Below are 13,327 nucleotides of genomic sequence, written 5' to 3'. Positions count from 1 at the left end.
GGCATGTGGGCGCGCGAACTTGGCCGGCAGAACGGCGTCACCATCCCGCTGCACGCCTGCGAGCATTTCTATCTCGTCACCGAGCCGATCCCCGGCCTCTCTCGCCTGCCGGTGCTGCGCGTGCCGGACGAGTGCGCCTACTACAAGGAGGACGCCGGCAAGATGATGCTCGGCGCCTTCGAGCCGGTGGCGAAACCCTGGGGCATGGACGGTATCCGCGAGGATTTCTGTTTCGACCAGCTGCCCGAGGACATGGACCATTTCGAGCCGATCCTCGAAATGGGCGTCAACCGCATGCCGATGTTGGGCACGGCCGGCATCCACACCTTCTTCAACGGCCCCGAGAGTTTCACGCCCGACGACCGCTACTATCTCGGCGAAGCGCCGGAACTCTCCGGCTACTGGATGGCGACCGGCTACAATTCAATCGGCATCGTTTCGTCCGGCGGCGCCGGCATGGCGCTGGCGCAGTGGATCAGTGACGGCGAGGCACCCTTCGACCTCTGGGAAGTCGACATCCGCCGCGCCCAGCCCTTCCAGAAGAACCGCCTCTACCTCAAGGAGCGCGTCTCCGAAACGCTCGGCCTGCTCTATGCCGACCATTTCCCTTACCGTCAGATGGCGACCTCGCGCGGCGTGCGCCGCTCGCCTCTGCATGAGCATCTGAAAGCCAGCGGCGCCGTGTTCGGCGAGGTGGCGGGCTGGGAGCGCGCCAACTGGTTCGCCCGCGAAGGCCAGGAGCGCGAATATCGCTATTCCTGGAAGCGGCAGAATTGGTTCGATAACCAGCGCGAAGAGCATCTGGCAGTCCGCAACGGTGTCGGCCTGTTCGACATGACCTCCTTCGGCAAGATCCGCGTCGAGGGCCGCGATGCCCGTGCCTTCCTGCAGCGGCTCTGCGCCAACGACATGGACGTGGAACCGGGCAGGATCGTCTACACGCAGATGCTCAACGCCAAGGGAGGCATCGAGAGCGACCTCACCGTGACGCGGCTCTCGGAGACGGGCTATTTCCTCGTCGTGCCGGGTGCCACCTTGCAGCGCGACCTCGCCTGGCTGCGGCGGCATGTCGCCGACGAGTTCGTCGTCATCACCGACGTGACCGCTTCCGAGGCCGTCATCTGCCTGATGGGACCGGACTCGCGAAAGCTGATCCAGAAGGTGAGCCCGAACGACTTCTCCAACGAGGCCAATCCGTTCGGCACATTCCAGGAGATCGAGATCGGAATGGGGCTGGCCCGCGCCCATCGCGTCACCTATGTCGGCGAATTGGGCTGGGAGCTCTATGTCTCGACCGAGCAGGCCGCGCATGTCTTCGAGGCGATCGCCGATGCCGGCGCCGATGTCGGACTGAAGCTCTGCGGCCTGCACACGCTCGATTCCTGCCGCATCGAAAAGGCCTTCCGCCATTTCGGCCACGACATCACCGACGAGGACAATGTGCTGGAGGCCGGCCTCGGCTTTGCCGTGAAGACGACCAAACGCGACTTCATCGGCCGCGATGCGGTGCTGCGGAAAAGAGAGGCCGGTTTGAGCCGCCGCCTGGTACAGTTTCGCCTCAAGGACCCGCAGCCCCTGCTCTTCCACAACGAGGCGATCCTGCGCGACGGCAGGATCGTCGGCCCGATCACCTCCGGCAATTACGGCCATCATCTCGGCGGCGCGATCGGCCTCGGCTATGTGCCGTGCAAGGGCGAAAGCGAGGCGGACATTCTGGCCTCGTCCTACGAGGTGGAGATCGCCGGTGAGCGCTTCGCCGCGGAAGCATCGCTGAAGCCGATGTACGACCCGAAGGCGGAACGGGTGAGGATGTAGCGCGGTTTTCCCCTTCTCCCCTTGTGGGAGAAGGTGTCGCCGAAGGCGACGGATGAGGGGTGTTCCAGGGAACGCCAGCGTCTCACTCCGCTGGAATACCCCTCATCCGTCTCGGCGCTGCGCGCCGATCCACCTTCTCCCACAAGGGGAGAAGGGAAGTCCGGCCCTCAAAACCTTTCCAGCCTCGCCCGCACCTTATCAAGGAACGCCGCCCGGCTCTTCGGCGTCGAGGAATCCATCAGATAGTGCGCCAGGAAGAATGTCCGGCAGCGCGTGGCGCAGAGCGCCCGCATGCCGCGCAGGATCGTCTTGCGGCCCGGCTGGCCGACGACGACGCTCCACCACGTCGGTGCGCCGCAGGTGGTGATGACGCCGACCTTGGTCACATGCCTCATCAGCGACGTGATCCGCCCTCCGCCGGCCGGCAGCTTGAAGGCGATTTCGGTTGCCCAGACCCGATCGAACCAGCCTTTCAGCATCGCCGGCAGGCCGTACCACCAGGTCGGGTACACGAACAGGATCGCCTCGGCCCACATAAGATGATCGAAATGCGGCTCGAGCGCCGGATCGTCCGGGGCGCGGTCGTTATAGGAACGCCGCTCCTCGCAGCTCATCACCGGATTGAAGTTCTCGGCATAGAGATCGAGCAGCCGCACATCCCAGCCTCTCCCCTTCAGCACCTCTATCGCCGTATCGCGGATCGCCGCGCAATAGCTCTCGGGAACAGGATGGCAATAGACCACCAGCGCGCGCATCAGAATTGGTCCATGCTGGCAGCCACCTTCGCCATGAAGGTCTTGCGCGTCTCGTCGGTCGAGAGGTTCATCGAATAGTGCGCGAGATAGGAGACGGGCGCGCCGGGCTTTATCGTGGCTCGCAGCATGCGCTTTACGACCCTGCGCGGCGGATCGCCCATCAGCATCGCCCGGAACCGGCTGCCGCCATAGGTGGTGACGGCGGCAAGCTTCCGGATATTGTGCAGCGTCGGCTGCACCTTGCCGTCGACCAGCCTGAACGATACGCCGGGCAGGAAGACGCGGTCGAAGAAACCTTTCAGGATCGCCGGATAGCCGTAGTTCCAGACCGGAAACGACAGCACCAGCGCTTCGGCCCTTTTGAGGCGGTCGACGTAACCGGCGACAGCATCGCCCGGCGCGCGCTGGTCGTGGTAGCCGAGCCGTTCGGCCCGCGTCATCCGCGGATCGAAGTCCTCAGCGTAGAGATCACAGTCGTCGATCGTATGTCCCGCCGCCGAGAGCCGCTCGACGATCATCCGGTGCAGGCCGGCATTGAAGCTGGTCTCCACCGGATGAGCGAAAAGCACGAGGACGTTCATCAACTCGCCTTTTGCAGCCCCTTGAACAGGAAGGACTTGCCGGAGCGATAGTCATAGCCTGGGTTCTCCCATGCGATCATCTTGCCGGGATTGAGCAGGCCTTGCGGATCGGTCTCACGCTTGAAGGTAAGCTGAACCTCGTCCGTCTGCTTCATGCCGCCCTCTTCGAGAGTGTAGCGGTGCGGGTTGAAGATCCAGCAGCCGTTGTCCTCATGGATGCGGATGATCTCGTCGAGCCGTTCCTCCGTGGTGAAGCGGACCAGCGGCAGGCCGGCGGCGCCGATGGCGCCATCGAAGCGGATGAATTCGAGATGCGCCGGCACCTCGTCGCCGAAGCGGTCGACCATCGCCTTGACATGAGCCAGATGATCCGGCGACGGGTAGCGCACCTGCAGATAGGTGATCGTCGGATCGACCCGGATCGCCCGCAGCGTCGTGTGGTTCCAGGTCAGTTCGTAGGCCGGCGGCAATCCCTTCAGGTCGGTCTCCTGGTCGGCCCTGAAGACAATTTCGCCTTTGCTGGTCCGGACAAACGCGACGAACGCATCCATCGCGTGCGGCGCGATCATGCAGACCACGATGCTCTGCTCGCGCCTGAAGAACTTCTGATGCCGCTTGAAATAGTCGTAAGGAATGGGCGCCGCGATCGACGTGATCAGCTTGGCCAATATGCCATCCTGGACGGCGAGATCGTTGCCGAAGCCGGCCGCGTCCATGAAATCGTCGAAGCCGACAATGACGTCGATCCAGTCGTAGGAGGCCGTCAACGGCATCTCGACCTCGGTGATGATGCCGTTGGTGCCGTAGGCGTGCATGACCTTGAGCACGTCCTCGCCGATCAGTTCCATGACGCGCGGCTCGGCCTCCATCGTCACGGTCCTGAGCCGGATGACGTTGCCGAGGTCGCGCAACCCGCCCCAGCGGATCGAGCCGACACCGCCTGAGCCGCCGGCGACGAAGCCGCCGATCGATGCCGTGTTGTAGGTGGACGGCGACATGCGCAGTTCCTGGCTGGAATGCGCGCGCGTCGCCTTGTCGATATCGGCCAGCACCGCGCCCGGTCCGGTCACGACGCGCCCTGGCGCGATCGCCTTTACCTCGTTCATCTCGGCGAGGTTGAGCACCACGCCGCCCGACAGCGGCATTGCCTGCCCGTAATTGCCGGTGCCACTGCCGCGCGGCGTCACCGGGATGCCATGCCGATGGCAGGCGGCGAGCACGCGGATCACTTCCTCCTCGTTCTTCGGCGTGACGATCAGGTCGCCGGTGATATGGTCGAGCTGCTGCTTCAGCACCGGGCTGTACCAGTAGAAGTCGCGGCTCTTCTGCTGGACGATGGCCGGATGGTCGTCGATCTTGAGTCCTTGAAGATCGCGCTGCAGCGCTGCGGTATCCATCATCCCACCATCAATTCGTCGAGTTCGGTATAGTCCGGCAGCCGGCATTCGATCGCCCTGCCCGCACGCACCACGATGCGATCCGATTCGGGCCGCGACAGCAATTCGGTCCAGCTCCGTCCCTTGAAGACGATGAAGTCGGCACTGCCGCCGGCCGCGAGCGTTCCGGCATCATCGAGCCGCATCACCTCGGCCGGCGTTGCCGCCACCGCCTTCGGCCAGTCGCCGACCGGGTGGTCGAAATGCAGGATGCGCGTCGCCATCCGGTAGACTTCGAGCATGTCGAGATCGCCATAGGCGTAGAATGGGTCGCGCGTGTTGTCGGAGGCGATACAGACCTTGATGCCGCGCGCTTTCATTTCGTGCAGCAGCGTCACGCCGCGCCAGCGCGGTGTCGTTCCATTATTGCGCCTGTCCTGCAGATAGAGGTTGCACATCGGCAGCGACACCACGGCGAGGCCCGCCTTCGCCACCTTGTCCAGCGTGTCGAGCACCTCGAGATCCGGCTGGCGCGAGAGCGAGCAGCAATGGCCGACGAGGATGTTGCCCTCGAAACCGTTCCATAGCGAGGCCTCGGCGATCTTCTTCAGCGAGATCGCCGCGACGTCATCGGTCTCGTCGGCATGGAAATCGAGGTCGAGCCCATGCTTGATCGCCTGCGCAAAAACCCGGTCGAGCAGTTCCTCCAGATCGGGCACCATGTAGGTGACGACGCCGAGCACACCCTTGGCCGCGGCGACGCGCTTTGCCAGCCGCTCGAACCAGGCCTTGTCGCGCACGCCTTCGATACCGAGCAGGCAGGCGGCCTGCAGGTCGATGCGGCCGCGCCATCTCTCGCGCACCGTCTCGAACACCGGCCAGGAGATCTCCTCCTGCGGCGGCACGCTGTCGAGATGCGTCCGCAGGGCCTTGGTGCCATGCGCGTAAGCGCAGCGCAGCGAGAAATCCATGCGGCGCGCGACGTCCTCCGCGCTCCAGCGCGCCGCACGGTCGGCGCCGGTGGCGTTGAGCGCACCCATGAAGGTGCCGTCGGGATTGGGTTTTCGAGGCCAGATGTGGCCCTTGTCGATATGGGTATGGCAGTCGACGAAACACGGCAGCACGATGCGGCCGCCGAGGTCGATCGCGTCGGCCGAGGCCTTCGATCCGCCATGCGCGACGATGCTGGCAATCTTGCCGTCGGCGACGGCGATGTCGGCGAGCGCGAAGCCGTCGCTGTCGAAGGTTGCGAAGAGGCCCGGCGTCAGCGACGCATGCAGCCGGACATTGCCAAGCCGGTATGACGCTGAGTCCGGAATCAACTGCTGCGCTCCTGGGTGACGGGACGAACCATCCTACCGCTCCTGCTTCAGCGCGCTCTCGTGCCAGCGGCGCAGGATGAGATGCGACACCAGCGACAGAACCAGGAAGATCAGTATGCCGGTGAGCGAGATCAGGATCAGCGCCGCGAACAGCCTGGGCGCATTGAGCCGGTAGCCGGCCTCGATGATGCGGGAGGCAAGCCCGGACGATTGCCCCTGCGCGCCGGCGACGAATTCGGCCACCACCGCGCCGATCAGCGACAGGCCGCCTGCGATCTTCAGCCCGCCGAGGAAATAGGGCATCGCCGCCGGCAGGCGCAGATAGCGTAGTTGCTGCCAGCGTGTCGCGCCGTTGAGCTTGAACAGGTCGCGCAGATTGCGGTCGACCGAATTCAGCCCGAGCGTGGTGTTGGAGAGGATCGGGAAGAAGGCCACGATCCAGGCGCAGAGCAGGAGCTTCGTCGTCTGGTTGTTGATGTAGATGTTGATCAGCGGGAAGATCGCGACGATCGGCGTCACCTGCAGCACGATGGCGAAGGGGAAGAACGACATCTCCACCCATTTCGACTGCGCGAACAGCACCGCCAGCCCGACACCGCCGATGACGGCAAGAAGCAGGCTGAGGAAGGTTATTTTTAGCGTTACCAGCAGTGAGGAAGACAGCAGCCCGGCATCGTCGTGCAGCGTCTGCAGCACCACGCCCGGACGCGGCAGGATGTATTGTGGGATCTCGTTCCAGACGCAGATGCGGTCCCACAGCCAGATTGCCAGCACCATGATCGCCAGCGGCAGCACCCATTTGCCGATCCGCTCCAGCCGCTCCTGGCGGACGCGGCGCGCCTCTTCGGGATCGAGCTTCAGCGCGGTGTCTTCAATGGCCGTCATGATGAGGTCCGGCAGTTGAGTTGATGGCATTCACCAGCACGTCCGAGGCTTGCCGGCAAAGCGCGGCGTAGTCGGGCGAAGTCCGGAACACCTCGTCGCGCGGATAAGGCGCGTCGATGGCGAGCTCGCCGAAGACACGACCCGGCCGCGCGGCCATGACGACGACGCGGCTCGACAGGAACACGCTTTCGAAGACGCTGTGGGTGACGAAGACGACGGTGAAGCGCTCGTCCTGCCAAAGCTCCAGAAGATCGTTGTTGAGCTTGAAGCGGGTAATTTCGTCGAGCGCGGCGAAGGGCTCGTCCATCAAGAGGATGCGCGGCTTCGTCACCATGGCCCGCGCGATCGAGACGCGCATCTTCATGCCGCCGGAAAGCTCGCGCGGCACGGCGTTCTCGAAACCATTGAGGTGGACGCGCGCCAGCATCTCCATCACAGCGGGTTCCGCCCTGGCACGCGACACGCCCTTCAGCCTGAGCGGCAGCCAGACATTGTCGAAGACGCTGGCCCAAGGCAGCAGTGTCGGCTCCTGGAAGACGAAGCCGATATTCGAGCGGTCGATCGAGCCGCGCCAGTCGAGCTGCCCGGAGGTCGGCGTCGACAGGCCGGCGATCAGCCGCAGCGCCGTCGACTTGCCGCAGCCGGACGGGCCGAGCAGGCTGAGGAAATCGCCCTCCCGGATCGCCAGGTTGACCTTGCTCAGCGCCGTCACCCCGTTGGAAAAGGCCTTGCCGACATTGCGTAAGGAAAGCAGCATCGGGCTCTCGCCCGATGCCGTTGCCTTCGCCACTTTCTCCTGGATCATGTCAGGCGGGCCGCCTTACTTCTTCAGCTCCAGCCCGACACTCTTGTTGATGAAGGCAAGCGTGTAGGCTTTCTTGATGTCGATGCCCGGCTGCGCGACCTTGGCCTTGACCATCTTGTCGTAGAACCCCTGGATGCGTGCATCGGTCATGGCGCCGATGCCGAGCTTTTCCGAATCGCCGGAATCGACAATGCCGAACTTCTTCAGCTGTTCGATCGAGAAGGCGATCTGCTCGTCCGTCATGTCCGGATTGTCCTTCTTGATCATCTCGTTGGCGGCCTTGTTGTCACCGTAGAGATAATTGTACCAGCCCTTGGCCGAGCCATCGACGAAGCACTGGACGACCTCGGGCCGCTTGTCGATCGTGTCCTGCATCACCTCGATGGTCGTCGCGTAAGTATCCCAGCCGTTGTCGGCAAGCAGGAACTGGTTCGGCACGAACCCACCCTGCTTCTGCACCGCGAAGGGCTCAGACGTCACATAGCCCTGCTGGATCGACTTCTTGTTGGCGATGAAGGGCGCCGGATTGAAGGTGTAGGGCACGCGCTTGGCAGCGTCGAAGCCGAGATCGGTCACCATCCACTGGAAGAAGGTCTGCGCGCCCTCGTCGCCGAGGATATACTGGTCGGCGTTCTTCAGGTCCTCCCACTTGTCCAGCCCCTGCCCCGGCTGGGACATGATGACCTGCGGGTCCTTCTGGAAGTCGGCCGCCACAACGCGCATCGGGATGCCCTGCTGCACCGCATCGAAGGCCGAGAGCAGGTTGCCACCCATGTAGAAATCGATCTTGCCGGCAAGCAGCATCGGCCGGCCGCTGACCTGCGGCCCGCCCTGCATGATGGTGACGTCGAGGCCGCAAGCGGCGTAGGTGCCGTCGGCGATCGCCTGATAGTAGCCGCCATGTTCCGGCTCGGCCAGCCAGTTGGTGCCGAAGGTGACTTTCTCGTTGGCCGCCGCGCCCAGCGTGCTAGCCGCAAGCAGCGCGACAGCGCCCGCCAGGATCTTTTCTTTTCCGTACATAAACATCACCCTCTCTTGGCTCCGGCGCGCTGCGCGCTGGGCTCGACACCATTGGTTCAAGAAGCAAGACACATGCCACCGCCTGGGCCGCCTGCTTGCGCGGCAGTCATTGCCGAGACCGGACGGGTCATGCTGTACGGAAGGCATCGTGCCTATTTTTTGGACGCCTGTCCATAATCGCCCGGCCGGCATGCACCGCATCTTGAAGGTTTCGTCAATCCAGCCTTAGTCTGCCCGCGGACAGGAGAATGCCATGCTCAAATACCTTGCCCCCCAATCGATCAAGCCGCCCTTTGCCCGCTACAGCCACGGCGTCGAAATTCCGGCGGGAAAGCGCATTGTCCTGTGTTCGGGGCAGTTGGGCATCGGTCCGGACGACGCCGTCCCCGAGGATGCCGGCGCGCAGACGGAGCTGTGCTTCAAGAACATCGCCGCGATTCTTAGCGAAGCCGGGCTGACGCTGAACGATGTCGTGCGCATCAACGCCTTCGTCACCGATCGCGCGCATCTGCAGGCCTATATGGACGTTCGCAATCGCCTGTTTTCCGATCCGGCGCCGGCCTCGACGCTGATGATCGTCTCCGGCTTCGCCCGCCCGGAATTCAAGGTCGAGGTGGAGGTTTTGGCGGCAGGCTGACTGTTGCCCGGAACGGCCGGGCGCTTTAGACCTCCAGGCCGAGCAGCAGACCATCGGGAGACGAAAGTGACGACAAGACGTGTGTGGTGGGGCGATTACCGGACGACCGAATATGCCTCGATCGACGCGGAGGCGACCATCGCCGTTCTGCCGGTCGCGGCGATCGAGCAGCATGGCCCCCACCTTCCGGTCTCGACCGACACTTCGATCATGATGGGCATGCTGGAGACGGTGATCGCGCGCCTGCCCGATGACCTCGACATCCGTATCCTGCCTGTACAGGCGGTGGGCAAATCGAACGAGCACCTGCATGCGCCGGGGACGCTGACCCTGCCGGCTACCACCCTGGTCGACGCCTGGACCGAGCTTGGCCTGTCGATCGCCCGCGCCGGCGTCAGGAAGCTGATCGTCGTCAACTCGCATGGCGGCAACGAGGAGATCATGGGCATCATCACGCGCGAATTGCGCGTGCGCGCAAAGATGCTGGCGGTCAAGACGAGCTGGCAGCGCTTCGGTCGGCCGGCCGGCATGTATACCGAGCTCGAAGACCGTCACGGCATCCACGGCGGCGATGTCGAGACCTCGCTGATGCTGCACTTCCGGCCGGATCTGGTCGACATGGGCAAGGCCGACAAGTTCGTCTCGAACGTCGGCCGCGCCGAAAAGGAATTCACTCTGCTGCGCCACACCGGAACGCATGCCTTCGCCTGGATCGCCAGCGACCTCAACCCGAACGGCGTGGTCGGCGACGCCAGCATCGCAACAGCCGACAAGGGCAGGCTGACCGCCGAGCATCAGGCCGACGGCTTCATCAGCCTGGTCAGGGATGTGCGTAAGGCAAAGCTAACCGACTGGCTGTCGTAGCTGAAAGCGCCGGCTCAATCTTCAATGGTGAGCTCGAACGGCGTCCCTTCAAAGGCATCCGCGCCGCGCCCGATCGCTTCGATCGCCGCGATCATGCGGCCGTCCCGTCCGAGCAGCATATCCGCGACGGCGATAAGCCGCGGATTGGGCGTCGCTGACGGCGAGAGAAAACGCAGCGTCTTGGCCAGCTCCGCCTCGTCGCGCTTGGGCGCTAGCGCCGCCGCGATAATATAGGCCGATGCTGTCGAGCGGCTGATGCCGGCATAGCAGTGCACGACCATCGGCCTTGCCCGGTCCCAGCGATAGGCAAAGTCGAGCAAGGCGCGAACATGCTCTTCGCCCGGCATGGTCATGCCTTCCTGCGCGACGGCGATGTCGTGCATGATGAGATGCAGGTGGTTTTCCGCCAGGATCGAAGCCGGGCGGGTAACCTCGGTGCCTGCCGCAAGCAGCGAGAGCAGCCGCTCGGCGCCGGTTCTGGCTACCGTCTCCTCGATCTTCGACAGCGGACAGACATGGATCATCGCACGATCTCCTTCGGCACATCGTCGCGCCGCGAGGCCCAGGCGGCAAGCGCGCCTTCAAGGCGCTGCCATTCCGCCTCGTTGCCAGGCAATCCTGCCCGCAAGGCTTGTGGCCGGTCGGCAAAATGACGGAGCAGGATGCCGCGTTCGCCAAGCGCCGAAAACAGCCCTGAAGCATCGGGGAAAGACAAATAGCGGAACAAACTGGTGCCGCCAGCGACCGGAACGTCGAATCCACCGAGCAGCCCATCGAGGCGCTCGGCATCGGCTGCCAGACGCCTTCGCATGTCGTCCTGCCACCTGGTGTCTGCCAATGCGCGGATACCGTATTCGAGCGCAGGTCCGGCGACGGCCCAGGGGCCGAGCTGCGCATCCAGCCGCTCCACCATCAGCTTGCCGGCCAGCGCGAACCCGAGCCTCACGCCGGCGAGGCCGAAGAATTTGCCGAAAGAGCGCAGGACCACGACGCCTCCTTCGCCGACATCGCCGGCCAGGCTTTGCTCGGTTGGACCGACATCCATGAAGGCTTCGTCGACGACCAGCAGGCCGCCCTTGGCGCTAAGGCGCGCGGCGAGATCGAGCAGGCGATCCCGCTCGACTACTCGCCCGTCCGGGTTGTTCGGGTTGACCAGCACCGCAAGGTCCGCATCCGCCAGGGCATCGAAATTGTCCACCTCCGCCACCGCATGGCCCGCGATCGCAGTGGCCCGAGCGTGCTCGGCATAGGTAGGACCGAGCACCAGCGCTTTGCCGGGCTTCACCAGCGAAGCGACGCGCGGCAGGAGGATCTGCGTGCCGGGCGCGGGCGCGACATGCGCCGCCGATGGCGCCCCGTAGGCGGTGGCGGCGATTTCGGTCAATTCGCGCAGTCGTTCGGATTCCGGCAATCGCCACAGAGCGGTGGCGGGCAATTCGAAAAGCGGGTAGGAGTGCGGATTGATACCTGTCGAGAGGTCGACGAAAGGCCGTGGCGCGTGGGGGAAGAGCGCGCTCGCCCGGCCAAGGGATCCGCCGTGATCCACCGCAGCAATCGCTCCATCAAGAAGCTTCATGTCGATCCTGATCGCTTTCCTGTCACTTGCCGTTGAACGTACCCTTGGCTATCCGGAATGGCTGTTCAACGCCATCGGCCATCCGGTAACCTGGATCGGCAGGCTGATATCCTTTCTCGATCGCAGGCTCAACCGCGCAACCGATTCCGACGAATTGCGTCGCCGCCGCGGCGTCCAGGCTTTGTTGATCATCGTGCTCGTGCCGGCCGCCATCGGCCTGACGCTGCATGTCCTGCTCTGGCTGATCTTCCCGTCCGGCCTCGTCATTGCCGCTATCCTCGCCTCCTCGCTGCTGTCGCAGAAGAGCCTTGCCGAGCATGTCGAGGACGTCGCCGACGCGCTGGAGACCGGCGGCCTGACGCTTGGCCGCATCGCCGTCTCGCGCATCGTCGGCCGCGATCCCGAAAAGCTCGACAAGGCGGGAGTCGCCCGCGCCGCGATCGAAAGCCTGGCAGAGAATTTCTCCGACGGCATCGTCGCGCCCGCTTTCTGGACCGGCATCGGCGGGCTGGCCGGCGGCGTGGCCTACAAGGCCGCCAACACCGCCGATTCGATGATCGGCCATCGCACGCCGAAACACGAGGCTTTCGGCCGCGCCGCAGCGCTATTCGATGACAGGATCAACCTGCCGGCATCGCGCCTCACCGGCATGCTGATCGTGCTGGCAGCCTTCCTGGTCAAAGGCGCCGATCCCCGCAATGCCTGGCAGGTGATGCGCCGCGACGCGAAGAAGCATCGTTCGCCCAATGCCGGCTGGCCCGAGGCCGCCATGGCCGGCGCCCTGGGCTTGTCCCTGGCCGGGCCGCGCAGCTATGGCGGCGAGATCGTCGAGGACGCCTTCATGGGCGAAGGCGGCCGTCGCGAGGCCGAAAGCACAGATATAAGGCAAGCGCTGAAGCTTTACCGCGTCGCCGATTGGCTGCTGATTGCCCTGTTCGGCATCCTGTCAGCGATCGTGATTTACCTGACCATCTTGATCGCCGGCTAAGGTGTGTTGAGGTTCAGGTCAGGCCGTTCGCAGGCCGGCATCACCTGAATATCGACACACCTTAGAATTCAATTCCCTGCTGCGCCTTCACGCCTGCCGAGAAGTGGTGCTTGGTCAGCCCCATCTCGGTGACGAGATCGGCCGCTTCGACCAGCAGCGGCTTGGCGTTGCGGCCGGTGACGATGACATGCAGACCCTCGCGGCGCGCCTTCAGCGCCGCAACCACCTTTTCCAGATCGAGATAGTCGTAGCGCAAAGCGATGTTGAGCTCGTCGAGCACGACGAGGCTGATCGAGGGATCGGCCATCAGTTCCAGCGCCTTGGCCCAGGCAGCCTCGGCGGCGGCGATGTCGCGCTTCAGGTCCTGCGTCTCCCAGGTGAACCCCTCGCCCATCGCATGCCAGACGACGCGGTCGCCGAAGGCCGCGAAAGCATCCTTTTCGCCGGTGTGCCATTTGCCCTTGATGAACTGGACGACGCCGACGCGCTTGCCGTAGCCGAGCATCCTGAGCGCCAGGCCGAAGGCCGCCGTTGTCTTGCCCTTGCCAGGTCCGGTGTTGACGATCAGCAGGCCCTTCTCGATCGTCTTGCCCGCTACCTCGGCATCCTGCACCGCCTTGCGCTTGACCATCTTGGCGCGATGGCGTTCGGCGTCCCCGTCGTCGATGATCTTGTCGTCGATTTCGGCCATGTCACTTCACCT

14 protein-coding genes are annotated in these 13,327 nt (G+C 64.2%); 4 read left to right on the top strand and 10 right to left on the bottom strand.

Features of this window, described 5'->3' with window-relative positions:
* Positions 1-1,815 (top strand): FAD-dependent oxidoreductase (locus EOA38_RS12990; protein ID WP_145965955.1); only part of this gene is annotated, 1,815 nt, incomplete at its 5' end.
* A 167-nt stretch (positions 1,816-1,982) separates the two neighbouring features.
* Here EOA38_RS12990 and EOA38_RS12980 read toward each other — a convergent pair.
* From EOA38_RS12980 to EOA38_RS12950, 7 genes are read right to left on the bottom strand one after another with little or no spacing between them, the layout of a single operon-like run.
* Positions 1,983-2,570, bottom strand: a complete 588-nt coding sequence (locus EOA38_RS12980; RefSeq protein WP_127299380.1) for an NAD(P)H-dependent oxidoreductase — start codon at positions 2,568-2,570, stop codon at positions 1,983-1,985.
* Entirely contained in the window at positions 2,570-3,151 is a 582-nt protein-coding gene (locus EOA38_RS12975) for an NAD(P)H-dependent oxidoreductase (RefSeq protein ID WP_189350000.1), read from the bottom strand. The genes EOA38_RS12980 and EOA38_RS12975 overlap by 1 nt, the downstream gene beginning before the upstream one ends.
* Positions 3,151-4,548, bottom strand: a complete 1,398-nt coding sequence (locus EOA38_RS12970) for an FAD-binding oxidoreductase (RefSeq protein ID WP_127299381.1) — start codon at positions 4,546-4,548, stop codon at positions 3,151-3,153. Before EOA38_RS12970 ends, EOA38_RS12975 begins: the two co-directional genes overlap by 1 nt.
* A complete protein-coding gene (locus EOA38_RS12965) occupies positions 4,548-5,849 on the bottom strand; it encodes a cytosine deaminase (RefSeq protein WP_127221328.1) in 1,302 nt (433 codons plus the stop codon). The genes EOA38_RS12970 and EOA38_RS12965 overlap by 1 nt, the downstream gene beginning before the upstream one ends.
* Positions 5,850-5,882: 33 nt before the next feature.
* Positions 5,883-6,734 (bottom strand): ABC transporter permease, encoded by an 852-nt coding sequence (locus EOA38_RS12960; RefSeq protein ID WP_126093250.1) that lies wholly within the window; start codon positions 6,732-6,734, stop codon positions 5,883-5,885.
* Positions 6,721-7,539 (bottom strand): ABC transporter ATP-binding protein, encoded by an 819-nt coding sequence (locus tag EOA38_RS12955; protein WP_126093249.1) that lies wholly within the window; start codon positions 7,537-7,539, stop codon positions 6,721-6,723. Before EOA38_RS12955 ends, EOA38_RS12960 begins: the two co-directional genes overlap by 14 nt.
* 15 nt (positions 7,540-7,554) lie before the next feature.
* A complete protein-coding gene (locus EOA38_RS12950; RefSeq protein WP_126093248.1) occupies positions 7,555-8,559 on the bottom strand; it encodes an ABC transporter substrate-binding protein in 1,005 nt (334 codons plus the stop codon).
* Positions 8,560-8,812: 253 nt separating this feature from the next.
* On the opposite strand from EOA38_RS12950, the gene EOA38_RS12945 reads away from it, so the two are divergent.
* Both EOA38_RS12945 and EOA38_RS12940 read left to right on the top strand, forming a co-directional pair.
* Positions 8,813-9,196, top strand: a complete 384-nt coding sequence (locus EOA38_RS12945; protein WP_126093247.1) for a RidA family protein — start codon at positions 8,813-8,815, stop codon at positions 9,194-9,196.
* A gap of 66 nt (positions 9,197-9,262) precedes the next feature.
* Positions 9,263-10,060 carry a creatininase family protein gene (locus tag EOA38_RS12940; protein ID WP_126093246.1) on the top strand — a complete coding sequence of 266 codons (798 nt, stop codon included), beginning with the start codon at positions 9,263-9,265 and terminating at the stop codon, positions 10,058-10,060.
* A gap of 14 nt (positions 10,061-10,074) precedes the next feature.
* On the opposite strand, the gene EOA38_RS12935 is transcribed toward EOA38_RS12940, so the two are convergent.
* Together EOA38_RS12935 and cobD are read right to left on the bottom strand one after the other, a co-directional pair.
* Positions 10,075-10,584: a tyrosine phosphatase family protein gene (locus EOA38_RS12935; RefSeq protein WP_126093245.1), complete on the bottom strand. Its 510-nt coding sequence runs from the start codon at positions 10,582-10,584 to the stop codon at positions 10,075-10,077.
* Positions 10,581-11,636 carry a threonine-phosphate decarboxylase CobD gene (gene cobD / locus EOA38_RS12930; RefSeq protein ID WP_126093244.1) on the bottom strand — a complete coding sequence of 352 codons (1,056 nt, stop codon included), beginning with the start codon at positions 11,634-11,636 and terminating at the stop codon, positions 10,581-10,583. The genes EOA38_RS12935 and cobD overlap by 4 nt, the downstream gene beginning before the upstream one ends.
* Here cobD and cbiB point away from each other — a divergent pair.
* The gene (gene cbiB / locus EOA38_RS12925) at positions 11,635-12,624 is read left to right on the top strand and encodes an adenosylcobinamide-phosphate synthase CbiB (RefSeq protein WP_126093243.1); all 990 of its coding nucleotides are present in this window, start codon (positions 11,635-11,637) and stop codon (positions 12,622-12,624) included. The two genes, cobD and cbiB, sit on opposite strands and share 2 nt — an antisense overlap.
* A gap of 61 nt (positions 12,625-12,685) precedes the next feature.
* Here cbiB and cobO read toward each other — a convergent pair whose 3' ends face one another.
* A complete protein-coding gene (cobO, locus tag EOA38_RS12920; protein ID WP_126093242.1) occupies positions 12,686-13,315 on the bottom strand; it encodes a cob(I)yrinic acid a,c-diamide adenosyltransferase in 630 nt (209 codons plus the stop codon).
* Positions 13,316-13,327: the final 12 nt, after the last annotated feature.

It is taken from the genome of Mesorhizobium sp. M1E.F.Ca.ET.041.01.1.1, from assembly GCF_003997355.1.
GTDB lineage: Bacteria > Pseudomonadota > Alphaproteobacteria > Rhizobiales > Rhizobiaceae > Mesorhizobium.
The sequence above is the reverse complement of the archived record's forward strand: the minus strand, read 5'-3'. Positions and strand labels throughout refer to the sequence as shown.

What these genes read in the sequence shown, in the direction of transcription:
- cobD (WP_126093244.1), bottom strand. Translation starts at nt 11,636, where the DNA reads ATGAAGCTTCTTGATGGAGCGATTGCTGCGGTGGATCACGGCGGATCC.
- EOA38_RS12955 (WP_126093249.1), bottom strand. Translation starts at nt 7,539, where the DNA reads ATGATCCAGGAGAAAGTGGCGAAGGCAACGGCATCGGGCGAGAGCCCG.
- EOA38_RS12970 (WP_127299381.1), bottom strand. Translation starts at nt 4,548, where the DNA reads ATGGATACCGCAGCGCTGCAGCGCGATCTTCAAGGACTCAAGATCGAC.
- cobO (WP_126093242.1), bottom strand. Translation starts at nt 13,315, where the DNA reads ATGGCCGAAATCGACGACAAGATCATCGACGACGGGGACGCCGAACGC.
- EOA38_RS12945 (WP_126093247.1), top strand. Translation starts at nt 8,813, where the DNA reads ATGCTCAAATACCTTGCCCCCCAATCGATCAAGCCGCCCTTTGCCCGC.
- EOA38_RS12935 (WP_126093245.1), bottom strand. Translation starts at nt 10,584, where the DNA reads ATGATCCATGTCTGTCCGCTGTCGAAGATCGAGGAGACGGTAGCCAGA.
- EOA38_RS12980 (WP_127299380.1), bottom strand. Translation starts at nt 2,570, where the DNA reads ATGCGCGCGCTGGTGGTCTATTGCCATCCTGTTCCCGAGAGCTATTGC.
- cbiB (WP_126093243.1), top strand. Translation starts at nt 11,635, where the DNA reads ATGTCGATCCTGATCGCTTTCCTGTCACTTGCCGTTGAACGTACCCTT.
- EOA38_RS12950 (WP_126093248.1), bottom strand. Translation starts at nt 8,559, where the DNA reads ATGTACGGAAAAGAAAAGATCCTGGCGGGCGCTGTCGCGCTGCTTGCG.
- EOA38_RS12960 (WP_126093250.1), bottom strand. Translation starts at nt 6,734, where the DNA reads ATGACGGCCATTGAAGACACCGCGCTGAAGCTCGATCCCGAAGAGGCG.
- EOA38_RS12975 (WP_189350000.1), bottom strand. Translation starts at nt 3,151, where the DNA reads ATGAACGTCCTCGTGCTTTTCGCTCATCCGGTGGAGACCAGCTTCAAT.